Here is a 26,525-nt window from a genome sequence, read left to right as displayed (position 1 = left end):
GGTGCTGCGTCTTCTGTCATTTGCACTGTTTCTCGCGATCTGGTGGATTGCCGCGCTGTTCGTCGGCGGCGCAAAGCTGCCCTCTCCGCCTGCCGTGCTCCAGGTGATGATCGCGGAAGCATCGAGCGGCGCCCTGTTCCTGCATCTCGGCGCCACGCTCGCCCGTGTCATTCTCGCCTTCGTGCTGGCGATGTCGCTCGGCAGCGCGATCGGCTATCTGATGGGACGGGTCAAGCTCGCGGACCGCCTCGGCGATCCCTGGCTGATCCTGTTGCTCAACCTGCCCGCATTGGTCGTGATCGTGCTGGCCTATATCTGGGCCGGGCTCACCGAGGCCGCCGCGATCGCGGCGATCGCCATCAACAAGCTGCCGACAGCCATCGTCACCCTGCGTGAGGGCACGCGCGCGCTCGACCGTTCACTCGACGAGATGGCGAGCGTGTTCGCGATGCCGCGCTGGCGCGCGTTCCGCCACGTCGTGCTGCCGCAGCTGGCGCCCTATATCGCAGCCTCGGCCCGCTCCGGATTGTCGCTGGTGTGGAAGATCGTGCTGGTCGCCGAACTGCTGGGCCGGCCGAACGGCGTCGGCTTCGAGATCGGAATCGCCTTCCAGTTGTTCGACACGCCGCGGCTGCTGGCCTATTCCCTGACATTCGCCGCCGTCGTGCTCGTGATCGAGATGGCGCTGGTGCAACCGTTCGAAGCCCGCGCAACACGGTGGCGGCCCCGTGCGGCTTGAGGTCGAGATCACAGGCAAGACGTTCAGGAATACCGCGGGCGGAACCCAGGACGTCCTCGCGCCGGTGAAATTCGCGCTTCAGTCCGGCGAGGTCGGCGTGCTGATCGGGCCGTCCGGCTGCGGCAAGAGCACGATGCTGCGCATCATCCTCGGGCTCGACCGCGATTTCGAGGGCCGGGTGTCGCGCCCCGCGGAGGCGCGGATCGGGATGGTGTTCCAGGAGCCGCGGCTGCTGCCATGGCGCTCGGTCGAGCAGAACGTGCGGCTTGCGGCACCCGATGTCACTGACGCAAAGCTTGCCGAGCTGTTCAGGATCCTCGAGCTGGAGCAGCACCGCAGCCACTTCCCCGGCGAACTGTCACTGGGGCTGGCCCGCCGCGTCGCACTCGCCCGCGCCTTTGCGGTCGAGCCGGATATTCTGGTGCTCGACGAGCCCCTGGCCTCGCTCGACGACGCGCTGGCCGGCCGATTGCGCGACGAGATCGCAGCGCTGGTCGCCAGCCGACCCGTCACGACGCTGCTCGTGACGCACAGCCTGGACGATGCGGTGCGCCTCGGCGATCGCCTGTTCTTCCTGTCGCCGCGCCCGGCGCGCATCCTGGCCGAGGTACCCATCGGCATCCCGCGCGAGGCACGCAGCGACGCCGCGATTGCCGCGATCAAGGGCGGGCTTCCGCGGCGAGCCCCGGGTGAACAGGGCGGCGAACGCGCCGGGCGGGATGTCTCATAGGCAGCCGCGCGGCACGTGTGCTAAACAGGCCGATAGCGGAGCCTGACGATGAGACGAACCGTTGCTCTGACGACGCTTGGCTTTGCGCTCGTCGCGACCATGGCGAGCGCCCAGGATATGATGCGTGACGTCGACCTCACCTCACCCGCCATGGTCTCCGCTGAAATGAGCCGACAGGAGGTCGAGGCCGTACTGGCCAAAGCGAGCGCCGGCGCGCCCGCCGACTTCACCGGCACGCGCTTGTCGGGGCTCGATCTCTCGGGGCTCGACCTTTCCAGGGCGGTGCTTCGCACGGCACGGCTCAACAAGACAAAACTCGGCGGCGCCCGTCTTGATCGAGCGATCCTCGATCAGGCGTGGCTTCTCGACGCGGATCTCACGGGCGCGAGCCTGAGGGGCGCCAGCCTGTTCGCCGCGCAGATGGCGCGCGCTCACCTCGACGGCGCTGATCTGACCGGCGCGCGCATCGCAGCCGATCTCAGCGGCGCGAGCCTGGTCGGCGCCTCGATCGCCGACGCGCATCTCGGCGCCGACATGCGCAACCAGTCGATGGGGTTGATGCGCGCCGTGCTCCGATCGGCCAATCTGGAACGGTTGAACGCGCGCAACGCCGACCTGTCGCGCGTCGATCTCGAGTTTGCCTCCCTCAGGGGAGCCGACCTGACCGGGGCGTCGCTCCGGAACGCCCAGCTCGGCGGCGCCGACCTGACCGGGGCGACCGTCATCGACACCGATTTCGAGGGCACCGATCTCACCTCCGCCAGGCTGATTGCACCGATCGGCCTTGACCGCGCCAAAAATTTCGACAAGGCAAAGAACCGCGAGCGCCTGATCAGGCAATAACGGCGTCGCCTTGGGAGGACGATTTGATGCGTTGGGGTCTGGTGTTGATCACGTTGCTGGCGTTTGCCGGCGAAGCCGCCGCGCAGACCAAGGGCAAGGGCATCCGGCTCTGGAATCTCACGACGGAGACGATCTCCGGCTTCCAGCTCTCGCCGGTCGGCAAGACCGAGTGGGGACCGAACCAGTGCCTGAACGACAAGGACAAGGAGGTCGACCACGACGAGCGGCTGCGCATCACCGGCGTCGAGCCCGGCCGCTACGACGCCAAGGTCAGCTATGCCAATGCGCGGCAGTGCATCGTGCGCGACATCGAGGTCAGGGCGGACGCGGTGTTCTCGATCGCCGACAAGGACCTGAAGGACTGCAGCAAGTAGCTGTCCAACCCTCATCCCGAGGAGCCGCGAAGCGGCGTCTCGAAGGATGAAAGGCCCGGCTGCAGCAGTGGGGCCTGCATGGTTCGAGACGCGCGTTCCGCGCTGCTCACCATGAGGGTCTGCTACCTCTCACGCCCTGTCGTTCGGGTGCGGATACTCGCAGCGCCACCGCACCGCCTGCCACTTCGGATGGTCGCCGACCCATTGCGCGATATAGGGCGGCGCGGCCATCGCGCATTGCCGCGGCGACCCCGCAAAGTTGAACACCAGATGCTGCTCCTCGCAGGTCGCAGGCGAGAGCACCGCACACACAGTTACCACCAGGTCGATCGGGCTCATGCCGGGATCCTCTCGCAAGGCCATCAAGGTTAGCACAACAGTTTACGGTCCAGGCCTGTCGGGGTTTCAAACCGGCGTGAGAGAGCCAGGGTCCGGAACTCGCCCTCCTAGAAGTTGACCCCAAATACCAGCCTTGCCTGATGCCGCTCGAAATTGACGAGGTCGAGATTGGCGGCGGACCCGGCCGGACGACCCCAGGCCTGCATGCTCCAGCTCATGGTCAGCCGTGAGCGCTCGGAGAGCTGGAAATAGGCGGTCGGACCGACGAACAGGGCCTGGCCCGAGAACTCGCCGAGGCCGATGCCTTCATATTGCCGGAAGTAGCGCAGCTCGCCGCCGAGCAGCACATCGGGCCGCACGCGGACGAGGCCGGCGAAGGCCGCGCCGATGGTGGAGCTCTTTTCGGACAGTCCCGCCACCTCGAAGCGCGCCCATTCGGGCTGGTAGATCAGGTTGAGCGCGCCGATGGCGAAGTTCGGGATCAGCTCGCGATCGAAGGCGAGCGTAAAGTCGGTGCCGTACATCCGGCCTTTTGCGCCGGAGGTCTCGTCAATGCGGTCGCCGTGGAGCTCGGCGCCGATAGTCAACCCAAACGGCGCGCGCTGGCGATCGAGCAGGCGATAGCGCAGGTCGAGCGAAGCGCCCTGGAAGTTGAACTGGCGGCGGTCGTCGATGTCGGGGACGCCGGCGATGTCGTGCAGCGTGGCGGTGCCGCCGACCTCGACGCGGAAATTCGGCAGCGGCACGACCTCGATCTCGACCTCCTGCGAAAGGGCGCGATAGGTCCCGCCGCCCTTGCCGAAGCGTCCCGTCGTCTGGCTCTGGAATTCACGCTCGCCCGGATTGCCGACGTCGGTGCCGATCATGAAGCCGAAGATGTGCTCGGTATCGAAGCCCTCTTCAGCGCTGACGCATGCCGGTGCAAGTGCGAACGTGCAGGCAGCTATGGTCCAGAAGGTATGGGCTCTCGCGCGCATCCCCGACACTACCACGGCTTCGACGGCGTTTGCCATCGAAGCCGCGGCAGGTCGTCCGTCTTACTTGCGCGAAGCGCAGGCGTACATGTTGATTTCCATGCCGACCGACACTTCCACGATCTTCGGAGCTTTCCAAGCCATTCGGGGTCTCCCAAGGGATCAGCGCGACATCGCGCCGGGCAAAACCTAGGGCTGCGTCTGGCACAGCGCAAGCAGGGAATCGAACTGCCAACACAGCGAACTGTCGCATCGCGCTCGCAAATTTCCCTCTCGGGCAAACCGCCTTCGCTCCCAGTCAAGCGGCGTGCCTCTCACCGCAACAAGCGCAGCAGCGCGCGGCCGGCGCGCGAACTCAGCTCCTTCGCATCCAGCGTTCCATCCTTGTCGGGATTCGCCGCGTTGAAGCGCAGCTCGACGACGGAGAGATATTCGTCGACCGTGAGAGTCCCGTCGCGATCGGGATCGGCGGCGGCGAGTTCTTTCGCCGTCAACCGTCCGCGCAATTCGCGGGCGTCGAGCGTGCCGTCGCGATCGGGATCGAGCCTGGCGAACAGCACGCTGGCGGCCTTCTTCACCTCGGCGAGATCGAGCGTGCCGTCATTGTCGGTATCGAACATTTTTACGGCGTTGCCGGATGCAGACCACGCCGGGCCGGACAGCAGTGCGATCGTGAGTGCAAGCGCAACAGAGCGACGCGATATCATCAAAACCTCCCTGACCAAGAGCTCCGCTTCGAGCCGGACCGAAACGAGATAAGTCCACAAGCAGGCCCCGGTTCAAGTCCGCAATTGCAACCAATGCGCCGCACAACTGCCGGCACCCAATGGCCCGAGCGGGCTGCATTGCCTCATGCGGCGGAATTTTTTCAGCGTCTGCGCACAAGTCAGAGTCGACTGTAAGGTATCCGTCAGGTGACCGACATCCGGTGCCCAGCATATCGGCGTCGTAATTACGACTTTCGTATTGACGCGTTTTGCATTCGGGCGGAGTGTTGCTGCCGCAGCGTCAAAAGACGCGCATATTGGGAGGAACGGATGAAACGCCTTGCGATGGCCGCGAGCCTCGTCATGTTTGCACCGATTTGTGCAAATGCACAGACCACCGATCAGCTGGTCAAGGGTGCAACCGATACTTCGAACGTTCTCAACTACGGGATGGGCTACAATCTGCAGCGCTTCTCGACGCTGAACCAGATCAACAAGGATACCGTCAAGAACCTCGTCCCGGTCTGGAACTACTCATTCAACGACGATCGCAGCGAGGAATCCCAGCCGCTGGTGTACCAGGGCGTGATCTACGTGACCTCGCACAACGCGACCATGGCGGTCGACGCCAAGACCGGCAAGCAGATCTGGAAGAGCAAGATCGAATATCCCGCCGAGACCCCGCGCATCGTCTGCTGCGGCATCATCAATCGCGGCGCGGCGCTCTATGACGGCAAGGTCTTCCGCACCACGCTCGACGCCAACGTGATCGCGCTCGACGCCAAGGACGGCAAGGAGCTGTGGCGGCAGAAGGCGGCCGACATCAAGGAAGGCTATTCGATGACGGTGGCCCCGCTGGTCGCCGACGGCGTCGTCATCACCGGCATCTCCGGCGCCGAGTTCGGCACCCGCGGCTTCATCGACGGCTGGGATCCGGCGACGGGCAAGCACCTCTGGCGCACCCATTCGATCCCCTCCCCCGACGAGCCCGGCGGCGACACCTGGAAGGGCGACACCTGGAAGCTCGGTGGCGGCTCGACCTGGATCACGGGCTCCTACGATCCCGAGCTGAATACGGTCTATTGGGGCATCGGCAATCCCGGGCCGTTCAACTCGGCGGTGCGTCCCGGCGACAACCTCTACACCTGCTCCGTGCTGGCGATGGATCCCAAGACCGGCAAGATCAAGTGGCACTACCAGTTCTCGCCGAACAACCCGTTCGACTACGATTCGGTGGCCGAGATGGTCCTCGCCGACATGAATGTCGAGGGCAAGCCGACCAAGGTGCTGATGGATGCCAACCGCAACGGCTTCTTCTACGTGCTCGACCGCACCAACGGAAAGCTGCTCGCGGCCAACCCTTACGTGAAGGTGAATTGGGCGACCGGCATCGACATGAAGACCGGCAAGCCGATCGAGACCGACGTCTCGAAGGACGCACGCGACGGCAAGAAGGTGACGGTCTATCCGTCGATCCTCGGCGGCAAGAACTGGGAGCCGATGTCGTTCAATCCGCAGACCGGCCTTGCCTACGCCAATACGCTCGCCTTCGGCGGCAGGTACAAGACCGAGCCCGTCACCTTCAAGCAGGGTGAATGGTATCTCGGCATGGACCTCACCGACCTCTGGGAATGGGGTGACGGTCCGCGCGGTCACCTGAAGGCGATCGATCCCATGACCGGCAAGGCGAAGTGGGAAGCACCAAGCGATATCCCGCGCTTCTCCGGCGTGCTGTCGACCGCGGGCGGCGTCGTGTTCTCGGGCGCGCTGACCGGCGAGTTCGAGGCCTTCGATGCCGACACCGGCAAGAAGCTCTGGCAGTTCCAGACCGGCTCGGGCATCGAGGGCCAGCCGGTGACATGGCAGCAGGACGGCGTGCAATACGTTGCCGTCACCTCCGGCTATGGCGGCGTCTATTCGCTGTTCTCCGGCGACGAGCGGCTGGCGAAGGTGCCACCCGGCGGCTCGCTGTGGGTCTTTGCGGTCAAGCAATAACCACGGCACGATGCTGAGAAAAGTATCTCACAAGACGGTGGCGATCCTCGCCACCGTCGCGGTGCTGACGGTCGCGCTTGCGGCGACCGCTCGTGCCGCGGATGACGCAACCGCCAATCCCGTGCAGGCACAGATCGACCACGGCAAGTCGACCTATGCTTCGAAATGCTCGCACTGCCACGGCCCCAATATGATGAATTCCGGCACGATCACGCCGGACCTGCGCGCCTTTCCCGACGACAAGACGCGCTTCGTCACCACGGTGAAGAACGGCAAGAACAACAAGATGCCGCCCTGGGCCGACATCCTCAGCGACGATGAGATCGGCGATCTCTGGGCCTTCATCTCGAGCCGGAGGAAGCCATGAGGGCTTGGCTCGCCGCTTGGAGCATTGCCGCGACCCTCGCTGCGGCCACGGTCGCCCGCGCGGCCGACGATCCGCTGACGATCTGTCTCGACGAGGACCGGCCGCCGCTCTCGGTGCATCACAAGGGCAAGCCGGACTCCGGCTTCGACGTGCTGCTGGCGCAGGCGATCGCGGAGCGGATGGGACGGCCGCTCAGGATCCAATGGTTCGAAAGCAAGCTCGATGAGGATTCGAGCCCGCAGCTCGAGGCCAACGCGTTGCTCTCCGACGGGCGCTGCTCGCTGGTCGGCGGCTACGCGCTGACGACCGATTCCCTCGTCAAGCCCGGCATGAAGACGGCACGCCTGCCCGATTTCGCCGGCGCCACGCGCGACGACCGGCGTCGCCGTGTCGCGCTGGGAGTGCTCGCGCCGAGCCAGCCCTATGTTTACTCGCCGATGACGGTGGTGCTCGGGCCGAAGGCGCAGGGCCGCAAGATCGGCGATATCGGCGGCCTTGCGGGGCTTCGCCTCGTCATCGAGAGCGGCTCGCTCGGCGATGCCATCCTGATGACCTTCGATAAGGGACGCCTGATCGACGACATCACCCATCTCGTCCCGGGCCGCGACGACCTCCTCGGCGCACTTGCCCGTGGCGACTACGACGCGACGTTGATCGACCTCGGCCGCTTCGATGCCCATCGCGCCGCGCATCCCGACACGGCGATCACCGCGTCCGGCTATTACTATCCGATCGGGGCCAATCGCGGCTATGTCGGGCTCGCCAGCGATCCCGCGTTGATCGACGCCGCCAACAAGGCGCTCACCGGGCTCGCTGCCGAGGGCAGGATCGCCGAGTTCGGCAGGCAGGCCGGCCTCACCTATCTGCCGCCGCGCGAGCCCGCGATCCTGGGCGACGTCTGGATGAAGATCATCCAGCGGTGAGAGGCAGCGAGAGCGTGGCGGCCGGCGCCACGCTCGAGTAGCGACGTCATTTCCGTGCTATAGGTGGTGCTTCACGCGACCCCTTTGGTGCCCTGTGAACTCCCCGACCATCCCCTCAGCCGCAGGTCTGCGCGATCTGCTCTCCCGGGAAATCAAATCCGGCGAACTCGTGCGGGCGCTGATCGTCGTCGGTCCGATGGTCGCCGCCTACTTTATCGCGCGCGAGACGGCGCTGCTGAATCTTGGGTTGATCGCGGTCTCGCTGCTCATCCCCGCGCTCAGGCTGCACCTGCCGCCAAAGGTCATAGCGTGGCATTATCTCGCCGTCCTCGTCACCTTTGCCGTGGTGTTCCTCGCAGGCCCCGTCAAGCCGCTGTTCGCAGTTCTGACGGGGCTCGCGGGATTCCTCGCGGTCGCGGTGACGCGCCATGGCGAACATTTCCGCACGCTCGGAAATTGGGTGTTCATTCCCGCCGTGTATCTTGCCTGCGAGGTGCGGGAGGGCGTGAGCGTCTCCGAAGCGATGCGCCATGCCGGCTTGATCATCGTGTCCTCTCCGATCGCGCTGGGGCTGGTCTGCGGCATCCGGATTTACGACCAGCGCCAGCGCAGGGACGCCGCGGCGACGTCGTTCGGAGCGCCCGCCGCAGAGTGGTTTCTGCCTGCAACGGCAACCGCCATGGCGGTGTTCGCCGCGGCGGCGTTGGTCGAGATCCTCGATCTCGCGCAGGGACAATGGGTGATGTGGTCGGCCGCAAGCGTCGTGGTCGGCGATCTCGCGGCGTCCACCGGCAAGCTGAAGCAGCGGGCGATCGGCGCGGTCGTCGGCGTGCCGCTCGGCTTCCTCGCCGGTGCCGTGCTGCCGCAAAGCCGGGTCGGTTATGCGCTTGCGGTGCTTGCGGCCACCCTCACGCTGATCTCGTTCTCGCGTTACATCGTCGGCTTCGGCCTGCGCTGCTTCTTCATCGCGCTGGCCGCTTCCTTCGCCGGCGGCGCCAGCGGCATCGCGGAGGAGCGCATCGTCAACGTGCTGATCGGCGGCGCCTTCGGCCTCATTGCGGTGGCCCTGACCGAGATCGTCTGGCCATGGATCGCGCCAAAGGCACGCTCGCCCGGGTGACGGGCAAACGGGCACCGCACCGCCTCGTCCAATGCGCCAATCTGTCTCGCCTGCCGACCATGGCAGGGACGACCTGATGCAGTAGGTTCGGCAAAAATCAGGAGGGAAACATGTCCGCAAAATTCGACCGCCGCCACTTCATCGCCGCCGGTACCAGCGCACTCGCGATGCCTTTCGTCGCACGCAGCGCCTCGGCGCAGGCGGCGTGGCCGTCGCGGCAAATTCGCATGATCTGTAGCTATCCCGCCGGCGGACAGACCGACCTGCTCGCGCGCGCCTACGGCGAATTCATCTCCAAGCAGGTCGGCAAGACCGTCGTCGTCGAGAACAAGCCCGGCGCCTCGGGCGCGATCGGCACGGCGGAGGTCGCCCGCGCAGAGCCCGACGGCCACACCATGCTGTGCTCGATCTCGACCACCTACATCATGAACCGCGTGGTAATGAAGAATCCGGGCTACGACATGGACAAGGATCTGACGCTCGTCAGCGTCATTCCGGGCGCCGGCCTGCTGCTGGTGGCGAACCCCAAGACCGGCGTCAAGACGCTGGAGGATTTCGTCGCCTTCGCGCGCAAGAGCGGCAAGGTCAATTTCGGCACCTATAGCGTGGGCTCGTCTCCGCACATGACGATCCACGAGCTCAACAGGCAGTACGGCCTCTCGATCGAGCCGGTCCACTACCGCGGCGAAGCTCCGATGTGGACGGGCATGCTGGAGGGCACGCTCGATGCGGCGATGGGCAGCTTCACTGCTGCGCAGTCGGTCCTGCAAAGCGACCGCGGCACCGTCTTCGCGGTCCATTCGAAAAAGGTCGATGCGATCCCGAACGTGAAGACGTTGCCCGAACAGGGCGCGACGGCGAAGTTCTTCACCGTCAGCGGCTTTTCCGGCTGGGCCGTGGCGAAGGCGACGCCGCAACCGGTCGTCGACCGCCTGGCGGAGCTTTGCGTTGCCGCCAACAACGATCCGAAGGTGAAGGACGTCCTCGCGACCTTCGTGCTCGAACCCGCGATCGGCTTCAAGGAGACCAATGCGTTGTATCAACGCGAGCTGCCGATCTGGATCGAGAGCGCGCAGTCGCTCGGTCTCGAGCCGGCCTGAACCTCGGGTGACGCCGCCGGGCCCCCTCCTGCGTTGCCCGGCGTCCAACCAAAGCCTAGTGTCGAAAGCCCATTCTTCCGCTATGATTTGGCAGCGCTGGCGTGAGATATCAGCGCACGGACGAGAAAGGCCGCTCGCATGACACCGGATGGCGTCGCCGTAGCCGTCATGATCATTCTGCTGTTTCCGATGGGCTATTTCACGCTGGCTTCGCCCGCTTTCCTGCTGGTGAAGCTGGACATCCAGCCCGTCGCCCAGTTGCTGCGCGGAATGTTCAATGCCCATTTTCTGGTGATGCGCGTCGCCGGAATCATCGGAACGGCAGCGTTCCTGCTCGACGGTCGCCTGGTCGCAGCGATCGGCGTCGGCCTGATTGCAGCCCTGGCAATCTGGGGACGCCGCTGGTTCATGCCGCGGATGGACGATCAGCTCAGCGCGAGTGACGCAGGCGATGCCGAAGCCCCGCGTCGGTTGCGGCGGCTGCATTGGAGCGGGATGTTGGGTAACGCGGTCCTGCTCGTCGCTCTGCTCGCCAGCATTCCCTACATCGCCGTATCGGCGTGAGCGAGTCGGCGGGCGGCCACAGCGAGCGCTCGCCTAAAGCTCGCCCGAGGCCGCAGCACCCTGCTGCGCCTTGTGGATCGAGGACGGCACCACGCCGAAATATTTCCGGAACACCCGGCTGAAATGCGATGAGCTGGAGAAGCCCCAGGAGAACGCGACGTCGGTGATGGTCTTGCCGGCGTGGGCCTCGAGCTCCTGACGGCAGTTCTGCAGGCGCGCCTGCCAGATGTAATCGCTCACCGTGGTGCCGCGCTCGGAGAACAGCATGTGCAGATAGCGCTTGGAGCAGCCGAGCTCGGCGGAAATCTGGTCGATGCACAGGTCCGGATCGCGCAGGTGCTCCCGGATGAAAAATTGGGCACGCACATACATCGCCTCCGGCCCGACGCGATCGAGCATCGTGTCGGCCTCGCGCAGCGGCAGCAGCAAGAGATCGATCAGCGAATCGGCAACGCCGACCGCGCTGTTGGCCGACAGCTTCGCCGCTTCGTCGAAGGTGGCATGAACGAAATCATGCGCAATCCGCCCCGTCCCCGTCCGCGAGGACAGCTTGCAGGCGGGCATCCGCTGCGACGGGAATCCGCGGTCGCGGAGCAGCGCCTTCGGCACGATCACCACGTCATGGCGCGTGAAGGCGGGGCTGATGATCGAATGTGGGCATGAGACGTCATAGGCGATGATGTCGCCCGGGTTCAGCTCGATGTGACGACCTTCCTGCTCGAAATAAGACACTCCGTAAGTCTGGAAATGAATCTTGATATACGGGTGTTCATTGGTCTTGGCGCGCGCCAGCGTGTGCGCGATGCGGTGCTGGCTCACCTCGATCTGGCAAAGCTTCAGGCGCGACACGGAGGTGTAGTCGATGCGGCCTTCGAGCGAGGACGCTTCCAGCGGATCGACGTCGAAATGCCCACACAGGCTCGTCAGCCCGTCGATCCAGCTCTGGATCTGCCGCTTCGGCGTCATGCCGGTCGTCGAGAGCTTGTGAATTGTGTCGGACATTAATCCAGCCACTGGTTTGATCCGGAGATTCTCCGCGAATCGCGACCAGCGCTGCCGGAGCCCTCAGCCGAGATTGCGTGACGTTTACCTCGATTTTGAGCGATCTTCTAGAACGAGCGCCATCGTTCCATTGCCACCCTTGAAACTTAATCCTCCGCCTTAGTGGCAGCGCCGTCAAGGGGAACCTGAGCGTTGAAGGTAGTCCCAACGCGATGCAGAAGCCGCTGAATTCGCTACTGCAAAATCAAAATCTTCGCGTCCGTGCGCTGTCAAGCAAACCGGCTTCTCTCTTGGGCAAGTTTCCCGATGACGAAGTCGTTAGGGATTGCGGCAGGAACAACAAGAACGGGCCGCCCTGCACGTGGACCCGTGGCTCTCATCAGGAGGACAAAACACCACAGCATCGTTTCTGGTCCCAATCGTGACCGCCCTGCACGAGCAGACGCCGGACGAGAAGCCCGGTGATTGAGCAATGCTTCGGAAACAATAAACAATACCAACGGAGGAATAACTATGCGCAAGGTGCTACTGGCGACCCTTCTTGGCTCCGCGGCGGCTCTCGCCGTCGGCGGCGCTTCAGCCAACGACGAGCTGATCAAGATGTCGCAGAACCCAAAAGACTGGGTGATGCCCACGGGCGACTACGCCAATACCCGCTTTTCCAAGCTGAACCAGATCAACGCACAAAACGTCGGCAAGCTCCAGGTCGCCTGGACCTTCTCGACCGGCGTGCTGCGCGGCCATGAAGGCGGCCCGCTGATCATCGGCAACATGATGTACGTCCACACGCCGTTCCCGAACAAGGTCTACGCTATTGACCTTTCAAACGAGAACAAGATCGTCTGGAGGTACGAGCCGAAGCAGGATCCGAACGTCATCCCGGTGATGTGCTGCGACACGGTCAACCGCGGCCTGTCTTACGGCGACGGAAAGATCTTCCTGCATCAGGCCGACACCACCCTGGTCGCGCTCGACGCCAAGACCGGTCAGGTTGCATGGTCCGCGAAGAACGGCGATCCCAGCAAGGGCGAGACGGGCACGTCGGCACCGATGGTCGTCAAGGACAAGGTGCTGGTCGGCATCTCCGGCGGCGAATTCGGCGTTCAGGCCCACATGACCGCTTACGACATCAAGACTGGCAAGGAGGTCTGGCGCGGGTACTCGGAAGGACCGGACAACCAGATCCTGGTCGACGACAAGACCACCGCGCTCGGCAAGCCGATCGGCAAGGACTCGAGCCTCAAGACCTGGCAAGGCGATCAGTGGAAGATCGGCGGTGGTGCCACCTGGGGCTGGATCTCCTACGATCCCGAGCTGAACCTCGTCTATTACGGGTCGGGCAATCCCTCGACTTGGAATCCGAAGCAGCGTCCCGGCGACAACAAATGGTCGATGACGATCTGGGCGCGTAACCCGGACACCGGCGTTGCCAAGTGGGTCTATCAAATGACCCCCCACGACGAGTGGGACTACGACGGCGTCAACGAGATGATCCTGTCGGATCAGTCGATCAACGGCCAGCCGCGCAAGCTGCTGACGCACTTCGATCGTAACGGTCTCGGCTATACGCTCGATCGTGCCACCGGTGAACTCCTGGTCGCCGAAAAGTACGATCCGAAGGTGAACTGGACCTCCGGCGTCGACATGGACAAGAACTCGCCGACCTATGGTCGTCCGAAGGTGCTGGACGCAGCTTCGACCGACAAGGCGGGCGAGGACCACAACGTGAAGGGCATCTGTCCGGCCGCGCTCGGCACCAAGGACGAGCAGCCGGCAGCCTACTCGCCGGACACGCAGCTGTTCTACGTTCCGACCAACCACGTCTGCATGGACTACGAGCCGTTCAAGGTGAGCTACACCGCGGGCCAGCCCTATGTGGGTGCGACGCTCTCGATGTATCCGCCGCAGGGTGAAACCCACATGGGCAACTTCATCGCCTGGGACGGCAAGACCGGCAAGATCGTCTGGTCGAACAAGGAGCAGTTCTCGGTCTGGTCGGGTGCGCTCGCAACCGCCGGCGGCGTGGTGTTCTACGGCACGCTCGAAGGCTACCTCAAGGCAGTCGATGCCAAGTCCGGCAAGGAGCTCTACAAGTTCAAGACTCCCTCCGGCATCATCGGCAACGTCACGACCTATGAGAACGGCGGCAAGCAGTATGTCGCAGTGCTCTCCGGCGTGGGCGGCTGGGCCGGCATCGGTCTGGCGGCAGGTCTGACCGATCCGAACGCCGGTCTCGGCGCCGTCGGCGGCTACGCGGCCCTCAGCAACTACACGGCACTCGGCGGTACGCTGACCGTGTTCTCGCTGCCCAACTAGGCCTGTTCAGCATCGCTCCGGCGCGTGGATCAACTCCACGCGCCGGCTCGTCTCACCGAACGCCTTCCGAGGAAAATCTCTTGCGTAAAATCTGCTCTGCCATTGCCGTGATGTTCTTGGTCGCGTCCGGGGGAATCGCCGTCGCGGACGGCTCCGGTGACCCGACTGCCGTCAAGCAGAACGAAACCGGCGAATGGCTCGATAAGGAAGGCAACCCGACCTACAAGGTCACCGACGGATCCGTCGACTGGTACACTTATTCCGGATACCGCCGCTATCACTCGGACTGCCATGTGTGTCACGGCCCGGATGGAATGGGTTCGACCTACGCCCCGGCACTGAAGGATTCGCTGAAGACGATGAGCTACGCCGATTTTCTCGGCGTCGTCGCCTCCGGCCGCAAGAACATCTCGACCGCCGCAGAGAACGTGATGCCGGCCTTCGGCGATAACCCGAACGTCGCCTGCTACATGGACGATCTCTACGTCTATCTGCGCGCCCGCTCCAACGAGGCCTGGGGCCGCGCCCGACCGAGCAAGCACGAGGAAAAGTTGGACACCTATACCAAGAACGAAGATTCGTGCATGGGCAAGAAGTGAACGTGCGGAGCCCGACCGGGACCCGGGTCCTGGCGCCCTGCGAGAATTCAAGGAGTTTACGATGAAGACACGTGCCGCCGTCGCTTTCGAAGCCAAGAAGCCGCTCGAGATCATCGAGGTCGATCTGGAAGGACCGAAGGCCGGCGAAGTCCTGGTCGAGATCAAGGCGACGGGCATCTGCCACACCGACGCCTACACGCTCGACGGCTTCGACAGCGAAGGAATTTTCCCGTCGATCCTGGGCCACGAGGGCGCGGGCATCATCCGCGAGATCGGTCCCGGCGTGACCTCGGTGAAGCCGGGCGACCACGTCATCCCGCTCTACACGCCGGAATGCCGGCAGTGCAAAAGCTGCCTCAGCCAGAAGACCAATCTCTGCACCGCGATCCGCGCGACGCAGGGCAAGGGCGTGATGCCCGACGGCACCAGCCGCTTCTCCTACAAGGGCAAGCCGGTCTACCACTACATGGGCTGCTCGACCTTCTCGAACTTCACGGTGCTGCCGGAGATCGCGGTCGCCAAGATCCGCGAGGACGCGCCGTTCGACAAGAGCTGCTACATCGGCTGCGGCGTCACCACCGGCGTCGGCGCCGTCGTCAATACCGCCAAGGTCACGCCTGGCTCCAACGTGGTCGTGTTCGGCCTCGGCGGCATCGGCCTCAACGTGATCCAGGGTGCCAAGATGGCCGGCGCCGACAAGATCATCGGCGTCGACATCAACGATTCCAAGGAGGATTGGGGCCGCAGGTTCGGCATGACCGAATTCGTCAATCCCAAAAAGATCACGGGCGACATCGTCCCGCATCTCGTCGCCCTCACCGACGGTGGCGCCGACTACACCTTCGACTGCACCGGCAACACCACGGTGATGCGCCAGGCGCTGGAAGCCTGCCATCGCGGCTGGGGCACCTCGATCATCATCGGCGTCGCCGAATCCGGCAAGGAGATCGCCACCCGCCCGTTCCAGCTCGTCACCGGGCGCAACTGGCGCGGCACCGCCTTCGGCGGCGCGCGCGGCCGCACCGACGTGCCGAAGATCGTCGACTGGTACATGAACGGAAAGATCCAGATCGATCCGATGATCACCCACGTGCTCAAGCTCGAGGAGATCAACAAGGGCTTTGACCTCATGCACGAGGGCAAATCCATCCGTTCAGTCGTCGTGTTCTAACTCGAAAGCGTCACCCCCAAGGAGGATCGACCCATGACTGTTGCACTCCATCCCTCGATCGATAACGGCCTCAAACAGGGCAGCGGCAGCTTTGCCGGCGGCACGCTCGCCTGCAAATGCAAGGACCACCAGGTCAAGATCGGCATCAAGGGCGACGTCGCGCACAACCACGCGTGCGGCTGCACCAAGTGCTGGAAGCCGCAGGGGGCGACGTTCTCCGTCGTCGCCGTGGTGCCACGCCAGAACGTCACCGTGCTCGAGAACGGGGACAAGCTCCAGATCGTCGATCCGTCGGCGGTGATCCAGCGCCACGCCTGCAAGGCCTGCGGTACGCACATGTACGGCCGCATCGAGAACAAGGGCCACCCGTTCTACGGCCTCGACTTCATCCATCCCGAACTGTTCCAGGAACAGGGCTCGCAGGCGCCGCAATTCGCCGCCTTCGTGTCCTCGGTGATCGAAGCGGGCGTGAAGCCGGAGCAGATGTCCGGTATTCGTTCGCGCCTGAAGGAAATCGGTCTCGAGCCCTATGACTGCCTGTCGCCGGCGCTGATGGACGCGATCGCGACGCATGTGGCGAAAGCCAAAGCCGCCTGAGCCAGGCCGCCTGACGTTTGCCGCGCCCGTCCGGCTCGCTGGTCCGCCAGCGAGCCGGACGGGTCCGGTCCCGGGACAATCGCGGCGCGGTGCCGCCGCTTCTCCACTCTGCGCATGCGAGGGCCCATTGGTTCCCTCAGTGGCTCCCTCAGTCCTGGTCCCTGAATGACTACGCAGGGCCGCCGGCTTCCTGCTTGAAGTCCGCGGCGCTTGCGTTTCTCCCTCCCTCGACTGAGGCATCCTGCTTCGTCCGCACAGGTCTTCTGGCGGACGAAGCTTTTTTTGTTGTGCCCATTGCGACCGGCGCGCGCGGAGCGAAGCCGCGCCCTGCTTTTGACAAACCTTCGTTGCAATCTTTTCCATCGAAAACACCCGGCTGTGAACGCCGGACCGAGGCGGTCTCTGCTACGACCGCGTCGTGACGATGCCGCGCGAAATTCAATAATCAAGAACAAGACGGGAGGTATCGAGCACATCCAACATCGCGATTCGCATTCCTTTTTCCTGCCGGGGTCTGCCCACGCGGGATGACGGCCGGAATGCGCGCGCCACGACGCAGCAGGCATCGAACCGACCGACGTCGGAGAACATCGAAATCGGCAAGCTTATGAAGAGCGAGGGACGATCATGATCAAGGTGAAGATCAACGGCCAGGAACAGAGCTGGGACGGCGACCCGGATCTCCCGCTACTCTGGTTCCTGCGCGACGAGGCCGGACTTACCGGCACGAAGTTCGGCTGCGGCCAGGCCCTGTGCGGCGCCTGCACCGTCATCGTCGACAAGGAGGCCGTACGCTCCTGCATCACGTCGATCAACGACGTCGCCGGGCGCGAGGTCACGACGATCGAAGGACTGCATCCGAACGGCGATCACCCGGTGCAGAAGGCCTGGCGCCAAGTCAACGTTCCCCAATGCGGCTTCTGCCAGGCCGGCCAGATCATGCAGGCGGCGGCGCTGCTGATGGACAACCCGAAGCCGTCGCACGACCAGATCCGCGAAGCGATGTCCGGCAACATCTGCCGTTGCGGCTGCTACCAGCGCATCGAGAATGCGGTCCATCTCGCATCGACGGGAGTGTGACATGAATTTCATCGACAACCCCGGGAAGCTTCGTGGCTTCGAAAAGAATATCCGTGTCGAAAAGGTCTCGCGCCGCAGCATCCTGAAGGGGCTCGGCATCACCGGCGGCTTCGTGCTCGCGGCGCCCGTGATGTCGCGCCAGGCGTTCGCCTATGAGACCGGCGCCGGCAAGATGCCGCACGGCGTCGTGATCGATCCTCGCGTGTTCGTCGCCGTTGCGCCCGACGGCACCGTCACCATCCTCGCGCACCGTGCCGAGATGGGCACCGGCGTGCGCACCAGCCTGCCGCTGATCGTTGCCGAGGAGATGGAGGCCGACTGGGCCAGGGTGAAGGTGGAGCAGGCCCACGGCGACGAGGTCAAGTTCGGCAACCAGGACACCGACGGCTCGCGCAGCACGCGGCATTATCTGATACCGATGCGCCAGATCGGCGCCTCCGCCCGCACCATGCTGGAGCAGGCCGCCGCCAAGCGCTGGGGCGTGCCGGCGACCGAGGTCAAGGCCGTCAATCACGAGGTCGTCCATGGCGCCAGCGGCCGCAAGCTCGGCTTCGGCGAACTCGCAGCCGACGCCGCCAAGGAATCGGTGCCGAGCATCGAAGGCCTCAAGCTGAAGGACCCCAAGGACTTCCGCTATCTCGGCAAGGGCCAGGTCGGCATCGTCGATCTCCACGACATCACCACCGGCAAGGCGCGTTACGGTGCCGACGTGCGTCTCCCCGGCATGAAATACGCGGTGATCGCGCGTCCCCCGGTGACCGGCGGCAAGCTCGTCAAGTTCGATCCTGATGCCGCATTGAAGGTTCCGGGGGTCGAGAAGGTGATGCAGGTCCGCGGCTGGCCGTGGCCGTCGAAATTCCAGCCGCTCGGCGGCGTTGCCGTGATCGCGCGCAACACCGGCGCAGCGATCAAGGGCCGCGACGCGCTGAAGCTGACCTGGGACGACGGTGCCAACGGCAAATACGATTCCGTCGCCTATCGCAAGGAGCTCGAGGAAGCCTCGCGCAAGCCGGGCCTCGTGGTGCGCCAGGAAGGCGACGCCGAGGCGGCCCTGAAGGGCGCGGACAAGGTGGTCGTCGGCGAATATTATCTGCCGCATCTCGCCCATGTCAGCATGGAGCCGCCGGTGGCGGTCGCCGACGTCAAGGGTGACAAGGCGGAGATCTGGGCGCCGGTGCAGAGTCCCGGCGGCACCCGCGAGGACGTCGCAAAAACCCTCGGCATTCCCGAGGGCAATGTCACGGTCAACGTCACCCTGCTCGGTGGCGGTTTCGGCCGCAAGTCGAAATGCGACTTCGCGCTCGAGGCCGCACTGCTGTCGAAGGAGCTCGGCGCGCCCGTCAAGGTGCAATGGACGCGCGAGGACGACGTCCGCCACGACTTCCTGCACACGGTCTCGGTCGAGCGCATCGAGGCGGGGCTCGACAAGAGCGGCAAGGTGATCGCCTGGCGTCACCGCAGCGTGGCCCCGAGCATCGCCTCGACCTTTGCCGCGGGTGAAAAGCACGAGGCGCCCTTCGAGCTCGGCATGGGTCTGGTCGACATGCCGTTCGAGATCGCCAACATCTCTTGCGAGAACCCGGAAGCTGCGGCGTTCACCCGCATCGGCTGGTTCCGCTCGGTCTCGAACATCCCCCGCGCCTTCGCGGTGCAGTCGATGGTGGGCGAGATCGCGCATGCGACCGGCCGCGACCAGAAGGAGACGCTGCTCGCGCTGATCGGCAGCCCGCGCATCGTCAAGCCGGCCGTGAAGGACATGTGGAACTACGGCGAGCCCTTCGACAGCTATCCGATCGACACCGCGCGCCTTCGCAAGGTGGTCGAGCTGGTCGCCGAAAAGGGCGAATGGGGCCGTCAGGTGCCCAAGGGCCATGGCCTCGGCATCGCCGTGCACCGCAGCTTCGTCAGCTACATCGCGACCATCGTCGAGGTGGCCGTCGACGACAAGGGCAAGCTCACGGTGCCACGGGTGGACACCGCGATCGACTGCGGGACCTATGTCAACCCCGAGCGCATCGCCTCGCAGATCGAGGGCGCGGCGATCATGGGGTTGAGCGTTGCCAAATACGGCGAGATCACCTTCAAGGACGGCAAGGTGGAGCAGAAGAATTTTGACGACTTCCAGGTCGTCAGGATCGACGAATCCCCTGCGGTGACCAACGTCCACATCGTGCCGCCCGGACCCGACACGCCGCCGAGCGGCGTTGGCGAGCCCGGAGTTCCGCCGTTCGCGCCCGCGCTGATGAATGCGATCTTCGCAGCGACCGGAAAACGCATCCGCTCGCTTCCGCTCGGCAAGCAATTGGAGGCCTAAGACGGAACATAGAACGGCCTCGCGCCGTTTCCATCGATCTGACAGGAGCAGATCGATGACCAACACCTCAAAGGCGCTCGCAGTCTCATTGCTGTCGGGCGCCTTTTTCATGACGACCGCAGGCGCATTCGCCCAGAGCAGCACGACGCCCCCGACGACGGCAACGCGCCCGACCGCGCCGGACCAGACCTCGGTACCCAACGCCGCCGCCCCGCCCGCCTCGACCACCCAGACCACCGGGCAGAGCAGCACCGATCCGAAGGTTCAGGAGATGAACCAGAAGGAGAAAGACAAGGTCGACCGCCAGGGCAAATGAACCACGGTCGCGCAAAGCAAAATGCGGCGGACGTTGCCGTCCGCCGCATTTGCCCCCAGATGCTCCGCCGTCTTCGATCCGCCGCGGAGCTTATTTCTTCAGCGCGAACACCCAGACCACACCGCCCTGCGGCACGTTGGCTTCGATGCCGATATTGTTGGTCACGAGCGCATCCTGGATACGCTGCGCGTCCACGCCCCAGCCCGACTGGATCGCGATGTACTGGGTGCCGTCGATCTCATAGGACACCGGCATGCCCATGATGCCGGAGTTGGTCTTCTGCTCCCACAACAGCTCGCCGGTCTTGGCGTTGAAGGCGCGGAAGTTGCGGTCGTTGGTGCCGCCGACGAAGACGAGATCGCCCGCCGTCGCCGTCACCGATCCGAACAGCTGCGACTTCGGGAAGTTATGCTGCCACACCTTCTTGCCGGTGGCGGGATCCCAAGCCTGGAGCTCGCCGAAATGATCGGCGCCGGGCTTCACCTTCAGACCGATGTCCTCCGGCTTGGTACCGAGCCAGAGCTCACCCGCCTTGAGCGGGACCTTCTCGCCGGTGAAGCCGCCACAGAAATTCTCGTTGGCGGGTACATAGACGAGGCCGGTCTTCTGGCTGTAGGCCGCCGAAGGCCAGTCCTTGCCGCCCCACAGTGAGGGGCAGAACTCGACGCGCTTGCCGATGACCGGCTTGTGCGCGGGATCGACGATCGGCCTGCCGGTCTCGGCATCGATGCCCTTCCAGACATCGGTCGAGACGAACGGCCAGCCGGCGACGTAGTTGATCTTGGTCGGCGTGCGCTCGAGCACCCAGAAGATCGCGTCGCGGCCGGGATGGACCAGGCTCTTGATGCTGCGGCCATCGCGCTGCAGGTCGATCAGCATCGGCGCATCGACCTCGTCCCAGTCCCAGGAATCGTTCTGGTGATACTGGTGATAGGTCTTGATCTTGCCGTTGCTCGGATCGAGCGCGAGCACCGAGGAGGTGTAGAGATTGTCGCCGGGATGCGTCTCGCCGGGCCATGGCGCGGCGTTGCCGACGCCCCAATAGATCGTCTTGGTGTCCTTGTCGTAATTGCCGGTCATCCAGGCCGATCCGCCACCGGTCTTCCAGTCGTCACCCTGCCAGGTGTCGTGACCGGGCTCACCTTCGCCGGGAATGGTATAGGTCCGCCACAGTTCCTTGCCTTCCTTGGCATCGAAGGCGGCGACATAGCCGCGCACGCCGAGTTCACCGCCGGAGCCGCCGACGATGACCTTGCCGTCGACGATCAGCGGCATCAAGGTCATGTACTGACCCTTCTTGTAGTCCTGCACCTTGGTGTCCCACACCACCTTGCCGGTCTTGGCGTCGAGCGCGACCACGTGGTCGTCGGTGGTGGCGAGATAGAGCTTGTCCTCCCACAGACCCACACCGCGATTGGTCGGATGCAGCTGGAACAGGTCGTCGGGGAGCTGCCGCTTGTAGCGCCAGTATTCATCGCCCGTCCTGGCGTTGATCGCGATCACCTGCCCCATCGGGGTCGTCACGAACATCACGCCGTTGTTGACGATCGGCGGCGCCTCGTGACCTTCGACGACGCCGGTGGCGAAGGTCCAGACCGGCGTCAAGTTCTTCACGTTGGAGGTGTTGATCTGGTCGAGCGGGCTGTAGCCCTGCCCGTCATAGGTCCGCCGGTAAAGCATCCAGTTGGCGGGCTCGGGATTTTCCAACCGCTGCGCCGTGACCGGAGAATAATTCTCGATCGGGCCTGACATGGCAGCGGTCGAGGCAAAACACGTGAAGGCGACGAAGCCGGACAGTAACCACTGCTTCCTGGTCATGGACGTTTTCATGGACGTTCCCCTTTTTCATCCGCGTGAATTCTTGTTTTGAATTCTTGTCGTTCGTCCCGTCGTCCGCCCCTCGGCGGATGCGGCCTCTCGTGACGCGGGCACAACCCGCACCGTCCATCATCCCGGCTGCGCGCCACCTACCTTTCCGATGAAGTTGCCGGCGACGCTGAGCGAGCCGTCAGCCAGCGCCAGCGGCAGCGCCGCGAGCCGTCGCGGCGCCGGCCCGAAGACGACCTGCGCGCCCGCGCGAGGATCGTATTCGGAGTTGTGGCACATGCACTTGAACACCTCCTTGTCGCCGACATCGCTCTTCACCCAGGCCGTGACGGGACAGCCGGCATGCGAGCAGATTGCCGAATAGGCGATGACGCCGTCGACAGCGCGCGCTTTCGTCTGCTCGTCGAGCTCGGCGGGATCGAGCCGGATGATCAGGATCTCGTTGAGGCGCGAGGCGCTGCGCACGACCGATGTCTTCGGGTCTTTCGGCCAGGCATGTACCGGCGGTCCGCCGGCCGACAGATCGGCCGCGGTGACGAGCTTTCCCTCCTGATCGCCTTCGGAGAAGACGAGCAGATCGCCTTTCTGGGGCCGTTCGTCGGAACCGGGCGGATCCTCGCCCGCACGGACTTGCGGGGCACAGCCAAGGCAAGCGGTGGTGGCCAGCGCACCAATCAGGAGCGCCCGCCGCGTTTGCTCCGCGCAGGCGTCAGCTTTGGTTTCCGCTGTGTCGTCGGAGGATGAAGAGGATGTGTTGAACGATGCACTCGACATGCCTGCAAGCAGGCGCTGGAACTCTGCCGAAAAAAAGGCGGAGATTTTTCGCCGCAGTGCATCAATACGACTTTGCTCGCGCTGATTGAATGCGAACACGCGCATTCACGCGCTTATTTTCAATTGCAACGTCACGCTGCGCGACCGGCATGATGATTTTGCAGATCAGACCGATGCTCTCGGCATTGGTGCAATGCGCCACCACGCATCGCGATGTCGGCGACAACAATACGGCTGCGCGTTTCTCAGGCAGGCATTTTGTATTCTAGGAGCGGAGCACGTGACGCGGCGAAGCGATGCGACCGGCAACGGTTGCCGATGCCATCTCGAAACTGTCGGCGATGCGGCGCGCCCTGTCGATGAACAGTGCGGCCGCCGGAGGCGGACAGATCTCGCGCGCAGTCTGTTCGAACAGATCGAGCCAGCGGTCGAAATGCTCCCCGACTAGGCTCAGCGGCATATGCGCACGCATCGGCGAGCCGTGGTAGCGGCCGCTCATCAGCACGACCGACGACCAGAAATCCCTGAGCTTGGCCAGATGCTCGTCCCAATTCTGCACGATCGCGAAGACCGGCCCCAGCAGCGCATCCTCGCGGACGCGACCATAGAAGCGGGTCACGAGCTCTCCGATCATCTCTTCGGTGATCCCGGTGCGCTCGATCGCGTTCTGGGTCAACAGGTTGCGGCGCGCGGCCGCCGCCTCGCGCTCGGCCTTCAGTCGATCCGACATGTTCTTTGTTGTCCGTTCCGTTGTTCCGCAAGCCGCCCACTCGACATTGTCGGGCCAATTGCGCGCGGCGTCCTTGTCGCAGCGCAAATTGCGGGATCAGGCGGCGGGCACAAAGCGCCCCGCCGCCTGCGCCATCGTCAGGCGCTGTAGGTGTAAAAACCCTGCCCGGTCTTGCGGCCGAGATGGCCGGCATCGACCATTTCCTTGAGCAAGGGGGCTGGACGGTATTTGGGGTCGTTGAAGCCTTTGTAAAAGACCTCCATCACCGACAACATGGTGTCGAGCCCGACGAGATCGGCCAGCGCCAATGGCCCGATCGGGTGGTTACAGCCGAGCTTCATGCCGGCGTCGATCTCTTCGGCGGTCGCGATCCCTTCCTGGAGCGCGAAGATCGCTTCGTTGATCATCGGGCACAGAATGCGGTTGACGGCGAAGCCGGGGCTGTTCTTGGCCGTGATCGCCACCTTGCCGACGCGCTGGGCGAAATCGAGCGCCTTGGCGTGGGTGTCGTCGGAGGTCTGCAGGCCGCGGATAAGCTCCAGCAGCGCCATCACCGGAACCGGGTTGAAGAAATGCATGCCGATGAAGCGGTCAGGGCGATCGGTCGCTGCGGCGAGCTTGGTGATCGAGATCGACGACGTGTTGGTCGCGAGCAGCGTGCGCGGCGACAGCGTGGCGCAGAGGTCTTTCAGGATCTTGACCTTGAGCTCCTCGTTCTCGGTCGCGGCCTCGATGACGAGGTCGCAATCGGCGAGCTTGGCACGGTCGGTGGTGCCGGTGATGCGCTTGAGGGTCGCATCGCGGTCGGCCGCCGACATCTTCTCCTTCTTGACCAAGCGCTCCAGGCTGCCGCCGACGGTCGAAATCCCGCGGTTCACCGCCGCATCGGAAATATCGACCATCACGACCGGGAGCCCGGCCGCGGCACAAATTTGCGCGATCCCATTTCCCATGGTCCCTGCCCCGATGATGCCAACGGTCTGGATCATTGCCTCATATCCCTTCTCATCCTTGCGGCCGTGCCTGCACCGGCCCCATTGTTCCTGCATCAGGGTCTAACACCGCCGCCGGGCGGGTGCGACCTGATCCTGCCCCTTCCTTAAAGCATCCGGGACGGGAATAAAGCGGCCCTTCGGTCGTGAACGGCCATGATTTGGCGCCCTTGCGGACCGGTTACGGGCCGTATCACGCCCCCAAAGGGCGCCAGGGATGGGGGACCAGCGGGGACCCTGCCGGCTCACCTCAGGTGAGACGGAGCACCTTGCCTGGATTCATGATGTTCTTGGGGTCGAGCGCCCGTTTGATCGTGCGCATGACATCGAGTTCGGTCCTGGAGCGATAGTGCTGGAGCTCGTCGAGCTTCTCGATGCCGATGCCGTGCTCCGCCGAGATCGACCCGCCCATGGAGGTGATGAGGTCGTTGACCACCCGTGTGATCGCCGCGGAATACTGGGTGAGGGTATCGCGATCCATGCCCTTCGGGCCCATGAAGGAAAAATGCAAATTGCCGTCCCCGATGTGGCCGAGCGGATAGGGGCGGATCGTCGGCAGGATTTCGAGCACGGCGCGGAGACCCTTGCCGATGAACTCGGGAACCCTGGAGACCGCGATCGACACGTCGTAGCTCAGGCCCGGCCCCTCGGCGCGCGATGCCTCGGCCACGCTCTCGCGGATGCGCCACATGTTGCGCGACTGGGCTTCGGTTTGCGCGATCACCGCATCCAGCACCCGGCCCGCCTCGATCTGGTCGGCCAGGAATTGCTCCATCCTGTCCGACATGCCCGCGCCGCCGTCCTGCCGCGACCGCGCCGACGACCATTCGAGAAGAAGATACCATTCGGTCTCTGCCTTGAGAGGATCCTGGATGCCGGGAACGTGGCGAAGCACCATGTCGGTGCAGGCGCGGTTCATGAGTTCGCACGAGCCGACGTTATCGTCGGAGGCAGCATGTGCCTCCGACAGGAGCTCGATCGCCGCGCTGGGATCGCGGATCGCGAGCCATGCGGTGCACACGTCCTTCGGCGCGGGCCAGAGCTTGAGCACCGCCTTGGTGATGATGCCGAGCGTACCTTCCGCGCCCATGAACAGATGCTTGAGATCGTAACCGGTGTTGTCCTTCTTGAGCGCGCGCAGGCCATCCCAGACATCGCCGTTGGCCAGCACGACCTCGAGACCCAGCACCAGATTGCGCGCGTTGCCATAGCGCAGCACCTGCACGCCACCCGCATTAGTGGACAGATTCCCTCCGATCATGCATGAGCCCTGGGCACCCAGGCTGAGCGGAAACAAGCGGTCATGGTGCGCGGCGGTGTCCTGAAGCGTCTGGAGGATGCAGCCCGCCTCCACGGTCATGGCGTAGCCGACGGGATCGACGTTCAGCACGTGGTTCATGCGACCGAGCGACAGGAGTATCCCGCGGTGCGCGGGCCATGGCGTGGCACCACCCATCAGGCCGGTGTTGCCGCCCTGCGGCACGATGGCAATGCCGTTGTCGTAGCAGAGCTTGACGACAGCGGAGACTTCCGCGGTGCTGGCTGGTCGCACGACCGCCCCTGCCTGCCCCACCAGTTCGCCGCGCCAGTCGGTCACGAAGGGCTTCTTGTCGTGCTCGTCCAGGACCAGGCCCTTGTCGCCCACGATGGCCCGCAAGCGGTCGAGGACGGCTGGCGTCACGGGCACGGTCGGAATGGAGGGAGCGATGGGAAGGACTGCACCCGGCATGTGTTCCTCTCTTTGCGGCTCTTCTGCGCAGCCTTTCGGCGCGTCGGCCTTCAATCTTGTTTTAATTCTAGGCGTTGCACGATGAGCCTATCACGAAGATCGCCCTGGCGGGAACGTCGCCGACCGCAGTGCATATGCGGATCTGCTTCGAATGCCGAACGCAAGCGCGCTCCGAAATTTCAGGAACGGTCGGCCCCCGCCATCGACTTCGTCCGCTGGTCGGCGGAGAACGGAAGGCCGCAGGCGGAGACGCTCAACTACGTGCCGCTGCCGACTGCCTTGATCGACCAGATCGAACGCTAT

At 64.3% G+C, this 26,525-nt stretch carries 27 protein-coding genes; 17 read left to right on the top strand and 10 right to left on the bottom strand.

From position 1 onward, the window contains the following. The first annotated feature begins 1 nt into the window (after position 1). From NR187_RS32915 to NR187_RS32900, 4 genes are read left to right on the top strand one after another with little or no spacing between them, the layout of a single operon-like run. On the top strand, positions 2 to 739 hold the full coding sequence (locus tag NR187_RS32915) for an ABC transporter permease (protein WP_211387072.1): 738 nt from the start codon (positions 2 to 4) through the stop codon (positions 737 to 739). Continuing rightward, entirely contained in the window at positions 729 to 1,469 is a 741-nt protein-coding gene (locus tag NR187_RS32910; protein WP_211387071.1) for an ABC transporter ATP-binding protein, read from the top strand. The genes NR187_RS32915 and NR187_RS32910 overlap by 11 nt, the downstream gene beginning before the upstream one ends. Before the next feature lie 48 nt (positions 1,470 to 1,517). Continuing rightward, positions 1,518 to 2,312 carry a pentapeptide repeat-containing protein gene (locus tag NR187_RS32905; protein ID WP_211387070.1) on the top strand — a complete coding sequence of 265 codons (795 nt, stop codon included), beginning with the start codon at positions 1,518 to 1,520 and terminating at the stop codon, positions 2,310 to 2,312. A 26-nt stretch (positions 2,313 to 2,338) separates the two neighbouring features. Beyond that, complete coding sequence (locus tag NR187_RS32900) at positions 2,339 to 2,686, top strand: hypothetical protein (protein ID WP_211387069.1); 348 nt, start codon at positions 2,339 to 2,341, stop codon at positions 2,684 to 2,686. 129 nt (positions 2,687 to 2,815) lie between these two features. Here the strand turns inward: NR187_RS32900 and NR187_RS32895 are convergent, their stop codons facing one another. The 4 genes from NR187_RS32895 to NR187_RS32880 all read right to left on the bottom strand — a co-directional run bounded on the left by NR187_RS32895 (position 2,816) and on the right by NR187_RS32880 (position 4,706). Then, the gene (locus NR187_RS32895) at positions 2,816 to 3,025 is read right to left on the bottom strand and encodes a hypothetical protein (protein WP_211387068.1); all 210 of its coding nucleotides are present in this window, start codon (positions 3,023 to 3,025) and stop codon (positions 2,816 to 2,818) included. 107 nt (positions 3,026 to 3,132) lie between these two features. Next, positions 3,133 to 4,038 (bottom strand): hypothetical protein, encoded by a 906-nt coding sequence (locus NR187_RS32890; protein ID WP_211387067.1) that lies wholly within the window; start codon positions 4,036 to 4,038, stop codon positions 3,133 to 3,135. Between the two features lie 24 nt (positions 4,039 to 4,062). Further along, a complete protein-coding gene (gene pqqA, locus NR187_RS32885; RefSeq protein WP_035663753.1) occupies positions 4,063 to 4,143 on the bottom strand; it encodes a pyrroloquinoline quinone precursor peptide PqqA in 81 nt (26 codons plus the stop codon). A 170-nt stretch (positions 4,144 to 4,313) separates the two neighbouring features. After that, entirely contained in the window at positions 4,314 to 4,706 is a 393-nt protein-coding gene (locus NR187_RS32880) for a calcium-binding protein (RefSeq protein ID WP_211387066.1), read from the bottom strand. A 330-nt stretch (positions 4,707 to 5,036) separates the two neighbouring features. Here NR187_RS32880 and NR187_RS32875 point away from each other — a divergent pair, with 330 nt between their 5' ends. The 6 genes from NR187_RS32875 to NR187_RS32850 all read left to right on the top strand — a co-directional run bounded on the left by NR187_RS32875 (position 5,037) and on the right by NR187_RS32850 (position 10,775). Then, on the top strand, positions 5,037 to 6,701 hold the full coding sequence (locus NR187_RS32875; RefSeq protein ID WP_211387065.1) for a methanol/ethanol family PQQ-dependent dehydrogenase: 1,665 nt from the start codon (positions 5,037 to 5,039) through the stop codon (positions 6,699 to 6,701). Positions 6,702 to 6,711: 10 nt separating this feature from the next. Then, on the top strand, positions 6,712 to 7,068 hold the full coding sequence (locus NR187_RS32870; RefSeq protein WP_256809190.1) for a cytochrome c: 357 nt from the start codon (positions 6,712 to 6,714) through the stop codon (positions 7,066 to 7,068). Continuing rightward, entirely contained in the window at positions 7,065 to 7,991 is a 927-nt protein-coding gene (locus tag NR187_RS32865) for an ABC transporter substrate-binding protein (RefSeq protein ID WP_211387063.1), read from the top strand. The genes NR187_RS32870 and NR187_RS32865 overlap by 4 nt, the downstream gene beginning before the upstream one ends. Positions 7,992 to 8,085: 94 nt before the next feature. Then, complete coding sequence (locus NR187_RS32860) at positions 8,086 to 9,111, top strand: FUSC family protein (protein ID WP_256809188.1); 1,026 nt, start codon at positions 8,086 to 8,088, stop codon at positions 9,109 to 9,111. A 110-nt stretch (positions 9,112 to 9,221) separates the two neighbouring features. Beyond that, positions 9,222 to 10,211, top strand: a complete 990-nt coding sequence (locus NR187_RS32855; RefSeq protein WP_256809186.1) for a tripartite tricarboxylate transporter substrate binding protein — start codon at positions 9,222 to 9,224, stop codon at positions 10,209 to 10,211. A gap of 138 nt (positions 10,212 to 10,349) precedes the next feature. Beyond that, entirely contained in the window at positions 10,350 to 10,775 is a 426-nt protein-coding gene (locus NR187_RS32850; protein ID WP_211387060.1) for a hypothetical protein, read from the top strand. A gap of 33 nt (positions 10,776 to 10,808) precedes the next feature. Here the strand turns inward: NR187_RS32850 and NR187_RS32845 are convergent, their stop codons facing one another. Beyond that, the gene (locus NR187_RS32845) at positions 10,809 to 11,777 is read right to left on the bottom strand and encodes a helix-turn-helix domain-containing protein (protein ID WP_211387059.1); all 969 of its coding nucleotides are present in this window, start codon (positions 11,775 to 11,777) and stop codon (positions 10,809 to 10,811) included. 513 nt (positions 11,778 to 12,290) lie between these two features. Here NR187_RS32845 and xoxF5 point away from each other — a divergent pair. The 7 genes from xoxF5 to NR187_RS32810 all read left to right on the top strand — a co-directional run bounded on the left by xoxF5 (position 12,291) and on the right by NR187_RS32810 (position 20,170). Then, on the top strand, positions 12,291 to 14,093 hold the full coding sequence (gene xoxF5 / locus NR187_RS32840; RefSeq protein WP_211387058.1) for a lanthanide-dependent methanol dehydrogenase XoxF5: 1,803 nt from the start codon (positions 12,291 to 12,293) through the stop codon (positions 14,091 to 14,093). Between the two features lie 110 nt (positions 14,094 to 14,203). After that, complete coding sequence (locus tag NR187_RS32835) at positions 14,204 to 14,692, top strand: c-type cytochrome, methanol metabolism-related (RefSeq protein ID WP_256809228.1); 489 nt, start codon at positions 14,204 to 14,206, stop codon at positions 14,690 to 14,692. Between the two features lie 61 nt (positions 14,693 to 14,753). Next, entirely contained in the window at positions 14,754 to 15,863 is a 1,110-nt protein-coding gene (locus NR187_RS32830) for an S-(hydroxymethyl)glutathione dehydrogenase/class III alcohol dehydrogenase (RefSeq protein WP_256809185.1), read from the top strand. A 33-nt stretch (positions 15,864 to 15,896) separates the two neighbouring features. Further along, positions 15,897 to 16,460 carry an S-(hydroxymethyl)glutathione synthase gene (gene gfa, locus NR187_RS32825; RefSeq protein ID WP_211387056.1) on the top strand — a complete coding sequence of 188 codons (564 nt, stop codon included), beginning with the start codon at positions 15,897 to 15,899 and terminating at the stop codon, positions 16,458 to 16,460. A 627-nt stretch (positions 16,461 to 17,087) separates the two neighbouring features. Further along, on the top strand, positions 17,088 to 17,540 hold the full coding sequence (locus NR187_RS32820; protein ID WP_211387055.1) for a (2Fe-2S)-binding protein: 453 nt from the start codon (positions 17,088 to 17,090) through the stop codon (positions 17,538 to 17,540). A gap of 1 nt (position 17,541) precedes the next feature. Further along, on the top strand, positions 17,542 to 19,854 hold the full coding sequence (locus NR187_RS32815) for a molybdopterin cofactor-binding domain-containing protein (RefSeq protein ID WP_256809183.1): 2,313 nt from the start codon (positions 17,542 to 17,544) through the stop codon (positions 19,852 to 19,854). Between the two features lie 55 nt (positions 19,855 to 19,909). Next, on the top strand, positions 19,910 to 20,170 hold the full coding sequence (locus tag NR187_RS32810) for a hypothetical protein (RefSeq protein WP_211387053.1): 261 nt from the start codon (positions 19,910 to 19,912) through the stop codon (positions 20,168 to 20,170). Between the two features lie 90 nt (positions 20,171 to 20,260). On the opposite strand, the gene NR187_RS32805 is transcribed toward NR187_RS32810, so the two are convergent. The 5 genes from NR187_RS32805 to NR187_RS32785 all read right to left on the bottom strand — a co-directional run bounded on the left by NR187_RS32805 (position 20,261) and on the right by NR187_RS32785 (position 26,222). Beyond that, positions 20,261 to 21,988: a methanol/ethanol family PQQ-dependent dehydrogenase gene (locus tag NR187_RS32805; protein WP_256809226.1), complete on the bottom strand. Its 1,728-nt coding sequence runs from the start codon at positions 21,986 to 21,988 to the stop codon at positions 20,261 to 20,263. A gap of 129 nt (positions 21,989 to 22,117) precedes the next feature. Then, positions 22,118 to 22,771, bottom strand: coding sequence for a ubiquinol-cytochrome c reductase iron-sulfur subunit (locus NR187_RS32800; RefSeq protein WP_256809181.1), 654 nt, complete (start codon positions 22,769 to 22,771; stop codon positions 22,118 to 22,120). A gap of 265 nt (positions 22,772 to 23,036) precedes the next feature. Further along, on the bottom strand, positions 23,037 to 23,501 hold the full coding sequence (locus NR187_RS32795) for a group III truncated hemoglobin (RefSeq protein WP_211387050.1): 465 nt from the start codon (positions 23,499 to 23,501) through the stop codon (positions 23,037 to 23,039). Positions 23,502 to 23,638: 137 nt separating this feature from the next. Next, a complete protein-coding gene (locus tag NR187_RS32790) occupies positions 23,639 to 24,550 on the bottom strand; it encodes a 3-hydroxybutyryl-CoA dehydrogenase (RefSeq protein WP_211387049.1) in 912 nt (303 codons plus the stop codon). Positions 24,551 to 24,743: 193 nt separating this feature from the next. Continuing rightward, on the bottom strand, positions 24,744 to 26,222 hold the full coding sequence (locus tag NR187_RS32785; protein WP_211387048.1) for an FAD-binding oxidoreductase: 1,479 nt from the start codon (positions 26,220 to 26,222) through the stop codon (positions 24,744 to 24,746). Between the last annotated feature and the right edge of the window lie 303 nt (positions 26,223 to 26,525).

Source organism: Bradyrhizobium sp. Bra64 (genome assembly GCF_024519875.1).
Lineage (GTDB): Bacteria > Pseudomonadota > Alphaproteobacteria > Rhizobiales > Xanthobacteraceae > Bradyrhizobium > Bradyrhizobium japonicum_G.
This window is presented reverse-complemented; position numbering and strand designations above follow the sequence as displayed.